Below are 5,329 nucleotides of genomic sequence, written 5' to 3'. Positions count from 1 at the left end.
ACCGTAAATCACCTGGCCGTGATAAACATCTCTACAATCTTTATTAACGAATCTAGGGGTGAGTGCCGCCCCACCCAAAATAACAGGAACGTTAATATCCGCATCATTAAATGCGGCTAGATTGTCCTTCATAAATGCAGTAGATTTCACTAGTAAGCCACTCATTGCAATGCAATCAGCTTGATGAATTTGCTGGGCATCAATAATAGCTTCTACGGATTGTTTTATGCCAAGGTTAATAACTTCGTAGCCGTTATTTGTGAGAATAATATCTACGAGATTCTTGCCAATGTCGTGAACGTCACCTCTCACTGTAGCTATCAGTAACTTTGCTTTAGCTGAGCTTTCAACCTTACCATCAGCGCCGATTATTTTTTCCATATGGGGTTCTAGATATGCAACAGCACTTTTCATTGTTTCAGCACTCTGCAAAACAAATGGAAGTTGCATTTGACCAGAACCAAATAATTCGCCAACAACCTTCATGCCATCAAGTAAAAAAGTATTAACAATTTCTAGAGGTTTGTATTGCAGCAAACCCTCCATCAGGGCAGCTTCTAATCCGATTCGTTCCCCATCGATAATATGTTGTTTTAAGCGCTCTTCAACAGCAAGATCCGCCAAGGATGGTCCAGATTCCCTGGCTTCTTTTGCGCTTACCCCCTCAAATAAGGTGGTGAGAGTTGTGAGGGGGTCGTAGCTGCAAACACCATTTTCAAACTCACGTAAATCATTGATAAGATCGCGACAAACCTTTTGATGTGCGTCGCTAATTTTTATAAGAGGCAATATTTTAGCAGGGCTAACTATTGCCGCATCCATTCCAGCCTCACAACAATCGTGTAAGAAAATAGAATTCAATACAATCCTAGCCGCTGGGGATAAACCAAAACTAATATTGCTAACTCCTAGTAAAACATGAACTCCAGGTAATTCAGTGCGTATTCGTTTAATTGCTTTAATTGTTTCACAAGCATTGCGCCTATCTTCCTCTATTCCGGTAGAGATTGGAAGCGCCAAGGGATCGTAAAAAATTTCTCTTGCCGGAATTCCATATTTCAAAGCATCTAAATAGGCGCGTTTTGCTATTGCAAATTTTCTTTCTGCAGTGCGGGCCATACCTTCTTCATCGATTGTGCCAACAACAACTCCCGCCCCATAACTTCTTGCCAATTCAAGCACCTTGAAGAATCTGTCATCGCCGTCTTCATAGTTAGTGGAATTAAGTAAACATTTACCACCCGCAACCTTCAGGCCAGCCTCCATTTTCTGCCATTCGGTTGAATCAAGCATTAATGGAAGATTTACATTATTTACAAGCCTGCTAACAAGTTCATGCATGTCGGATTCACCATCTCGCCCAACATAATCAACATTTACATCCAAGATATGAGCATTCTCTTTTACTTGGTTGCGGGCAACAGCGATTAATCCATCCCAATTTTCTTCATTAAGCAATTCGCGTACTTTTTTTGAGCCGCTTGCATTTAATCTCTCACCTATTATAAGAAAAGAATTTTCCTGTTCGTAGCTAGTGGTGCTGTACAGAGAAGCGGCTGCAGATTCAGCTTGAAGCTGGGGCCGCTCAATGCGTTGCTCTGGGAGCCGAACTTGGCGAGGGGCAGGTTTTAATTCTCTTGCCAATTCCACCAAGGCTGCAATATGAGCAGGGGTAGTACCACAACATCCGCCAATAACTTGAATGCCAAGATCTTCGATGAAATGATGAAGTGCCATCTTCATCTCTATGGGGGTTAAGCGATAATGGGCAACACCGCCAACATTTTCAGGCAAACCAGCATTAGGGATACAGCTAACAACAAATGGAGCATGGGCACTTAGATAGCGCATATGCTCCTTCATTTGCTCTGGTCCGGTGGCGCAATTTAAGCCAAGAATATCGATTGAGAACGGTTCTAAAATTGCAACAACTGCAGCTATATCAGAACCAACTAACATCGTGCCAGTTGTTTCCATCGTTACACTAACCATTACAGGGCGCCTCTCACCCGTTTCTTCAAATGCTTGTTCTAAACCGCTTAATGCAGCCTTTATTTGTAATACATCCTGGCAGGTTTCCACAATGAATAAATCCACATTTCCCGCTAAAAGACCGCGACCCTGTTCTGCAAAACAGGCCTTCATTACATCGAAACTTACGTGGCCAAGACTGGGTAACTTAGTGGTGGGTCCGATCGAACCAGCTACGTATCTAGGTTTTTCCTCGCTGCTGTAGGCATCTGCCATCTCCCTGGCCAGGTTGGCAGCCTCCCGGTTTAGTTCAAATGCTTCTGCTTGAAGCTCGTATTCAGCAAGAACTAATGATGTAGAGCCGAAGGTATTTGTTTCAATTACATCGCAACCAGCCTCGAGGAATTGCCTGTGCACCTCCTTAACTACATCGGGCCGTGTACGCACCAATATCTCGTTGCATCCTTCTAAAGCGACTCCACCAAAATCAGTTGCGGTGAGCTCCATCTGCTGTAAAGAGGTGCCCGTTGCTCAATCGAACACCAACACCGGGCGCTGCGGGCTGTGGAGCCGTTCAAGAAAACTTGTCATTCCCCTATGTTCACCCTGGTTACCCAATGTTCAAATTTAGGGTCTCTGGCTTCAGTAATGGCGGTGAGCCGTTCTCGAAGCGTATCCATAACGGGTCTATATGTGGCTAATTCTGTGCTTTCCACCCGTCTCACCGGAGTTACTTTAGCCGCTGTTCCAGTAAGAAATACCTCATCAGCTATAAATAATTCAGTTTTATCTATCGGTCTTTCCACCACCTCTATTCCTATGCTGCGGGCTAGTTCGATAACACTGGCTCTTGTAATTCCTTCTAATATATCTTGATCAACTCCGGGGGTAAACAAAATACCATCGCGAACAATAAACAAATTCATTCCACTTGCTTCGCTTACCTTTCCGCGGCTATTTAAAAGCAATGCTTCATCAAAACCACTTTTAACCGCTTCAGTTTTAGCTAAAGAACTGGTTATGTAAGCGCCGCTGATTTTTCCTCTTAACGGAAGAGATCGGTCCTCCTGCCTAGTCCATGAACTAATTCTGCAAGTAACGCCGTCTGGTGACAGATAATCACCTAATTCGATACCATATATCAAAAAATCAGTTTCAATATCATGCAACCTTGGTGCAATTCCAAGATCTGAAGTATATACAAATGGCCTCAAATAACTGGGCTTCGTTGGTTTATTTGCCTTTAAAAAATGCCTAACGGCATCCATCACGGTCTCTGCGCTTAATTCTGTAAGCAAAAGCTTCGCACTTTCACTCAATCGCTTCGCATGGCGATCGGCTCTAAACAGCAGTATTTCTTGTGAATTATCTGGATTAGGTATAGCCCTCATGCCACCAAAAGCGCCTGTGCCGTAATGCAAGGCATGGGTGGCAACAGAAAGAGTGGCTTCTGCAAATGGCACGCAGCGGCCACCGAACCAGGCAAATGGGAGAAATTGATGCATCTGGCGGCAGAAACCTTGCTTTGATCTTCTCATCCCCTTGCCAGGGATGATGGCTAGATGCACAGATTGGCAGCTATCCCTGGCGACCTAAGTAGCCAGGAACCTTTTTTAGTGGAGCAATCGGCTGCACCTTTTTTGTTTCTCAGCAGCGCTGATAGCGACTTAAGCCTGCTGGCAAACCAAAGCAGAAAGATGGCTGTACGGGGTTTAAACCTGCAAGCGCTGCAACATCCAGCGGCTGTAGACCACTACCTGCGCAGCACAGTGGTGAACGCAAAATTAGTGCTGGTTCGTTTGCTCGGGGGGCGTGGCCATTGGAGCTACGGCATCGAACAACTGAGGGACTGGGCTAGAGGCAGCGATCAAAGGGGTCTTCTAATCATTAGCGGCACCGCCGAGGGTGAAGCTGAACTGGCAAGCCTTGGAAACTTTCCGGAATTTCTAAGCCTTGCTATCGGCCGCTGCTTGAGGGAAGGGGGCCCTGAAAATATGGCTCAGGAGTTGACGTGCTGCAGCCAATGGCTTGAAGGAAAGCCAATGGAAACGCCAAAACCAATACCCCAACAAGATCCATTGCCTTACAACTGGTGTTTGGATAGTGGAGCCAGAGTAGGCCTCCTTTTTTATCGAGCTCTTTGGAATAGCGCCGATCTCGAGCTATTAGATAGTTGCTTAATTTCTTTTAGGGCTGCAGGTTTATGTCCGCGACTGTTACTGGTTAGCAGCCTTAGGGACGAATTGGTTCAACAGGGGGTGAGGCAATTATTTAAAGCAGAACAGGTGGAGTTGGTGCTCTGCGCCACTGGATTTGCTTCGGTGAAGGCCGATGAAGCAGAGGCGGGTGCACCCCTTTGGCGCAGTCTTGGCGTACCGGTGTTGCAAATGCTTTGCAGCACCCTTCCCAAACAACGCTGGGCCGCCAGCAGCGTTGGCCTCAGCCCCTTAGATCTCAGCATGCAGGTGGCTCTTCCGGAGCTTGATGGACGTATCACTGGGCGTATTGGTTGTTTTAAGGAGCTTTATCGGGCTGACAGCGCCCTCGAATGTGCTGTTCAGCGCTACTGCCCAGATCTGGAACGCTTGGATTGGATGGCAGCGTTAGCTGCTGCTTGGGTGCAATTACGCCGCACCCCCGAGAGCCAGAAACGCATTGCTCTGGTCTTAGCTAATTACCCCTGCCGCAACAGTCGCCTAGCAAATGGTGTGGGCCTAGATACACCAGCCAGCGTTGTGGAAGTGCTGCATTGGCTTAAGGCAGAGGGTTATCAACTTGGAGAAAAGCCTCTGCCAATTGATGGTGATGAATTAATCAAAGCCCTTACAGATGCTCGCAGCCCTGACCCCGAAAGCTGGCACCTAGCCCCATGCGCTGAACTGGATTTAGCTCAATATCAGGATTGGTTTTCCCAACTGGCTCAGGAACCACAAGAATTAATTGAAGCGCGCTGGGGAAAGGCTGCAAATGATCAAGGGCTTGATAAACAAAAATTTCCTATTTGCGGTTTAATTTTTGGAAACATAATAGTTATGTTGCAACCCAGCAGGGGATACGACCGCGACCCTGCCTTGAATTATCATTGCCCCGATTTAGCACCAACCCACAGTTATCTGGCCCATTACCTGTGGATTAGGGAAGAGTTCAAAGTAAACGCTGTTATTCATTTTGGTAAACATGGAAATTTAGAATGGCTACCCGGCAAGGGGATTGGCCTATCTGCAAATTGTTTTCCTGAAATAGCGCTCGGACCGCTGCCAAATATTTATCCATTTATAGTTAATGATCCCGGTGAAGGCTCCCAGGCAAAACGCCGCAGCCAGGCTGTCATTTTAGATCACCTCACCCCACCTCTAGG

General features: G+C 46.4%; 2 protein-coding genes and 1 pseudogene. 1 reads left to right on the top strand and 2 read right to left on the bottom strand.

Annotated features, from left to right (window positions below; genetic code table 11):
- Together metH and KB557_RS08655 are read right to left on the bottom strand one after the other, a co-directional pair.
- A pseudogene (metH, locus tag KB557_RS08660) lies at nucleotides 1-2,562 on the bottom strand (methionine synthase); the annotation flags it as partial.
- Nucleotides 2,559-3,476 carry a branched-chain amino acid transaminase gene (locus KB557_RS08655; RefSeq protein WP_255133292.1) on the bottom strand — a complete coding sequence of 306 codons (918 nt, stop codon included), beginning with the start codon at nucleotides 3,474-3,476 and terminating at the stop codon, nucleotides 2,559-2,561. The pseudogene metH and the gene KB557_RS08655, both read right to left, overlap by 4 nt.
- A 57-nt stretch (nucleotides 3,477-3,533) precedes the next feature.
- Here KB557_RS08655 and KB557_RS08650 point away from each other — a divergent pair.
- Nucleotides 3,534-5,329: cobaltochelatase subunit CobN (locus KB557_RS08650; RefSeq protein WP_255133290.1), on the top strand; the 1,796-nt coding region annotated here is incomplete at its 3' end.

It is taken from the genome of Synechococcus sp. Cruz CV12-2-Slac-r (assembly GCF_024346075.1).
Classification (GTDB): Bacteria; Cyanobacteriota; Cyanobacteriia; order PCC-6307; family Cyanobiaceae; genus Synechococcus_D.
This window is presented reverse-complemented; position numbering and strand designations above follow the sequence as displayed.

What these genes read in the sequence shown, in the direction of transcription:
- KB557_RS08655 (WP_255133292.1), bottom strand. Translation starts at nt 3,476, where the DNA reads ATGCATCAATTTCTCCCATTTGCCTGGTTCGGTGGCCGCTGCGTGCCA.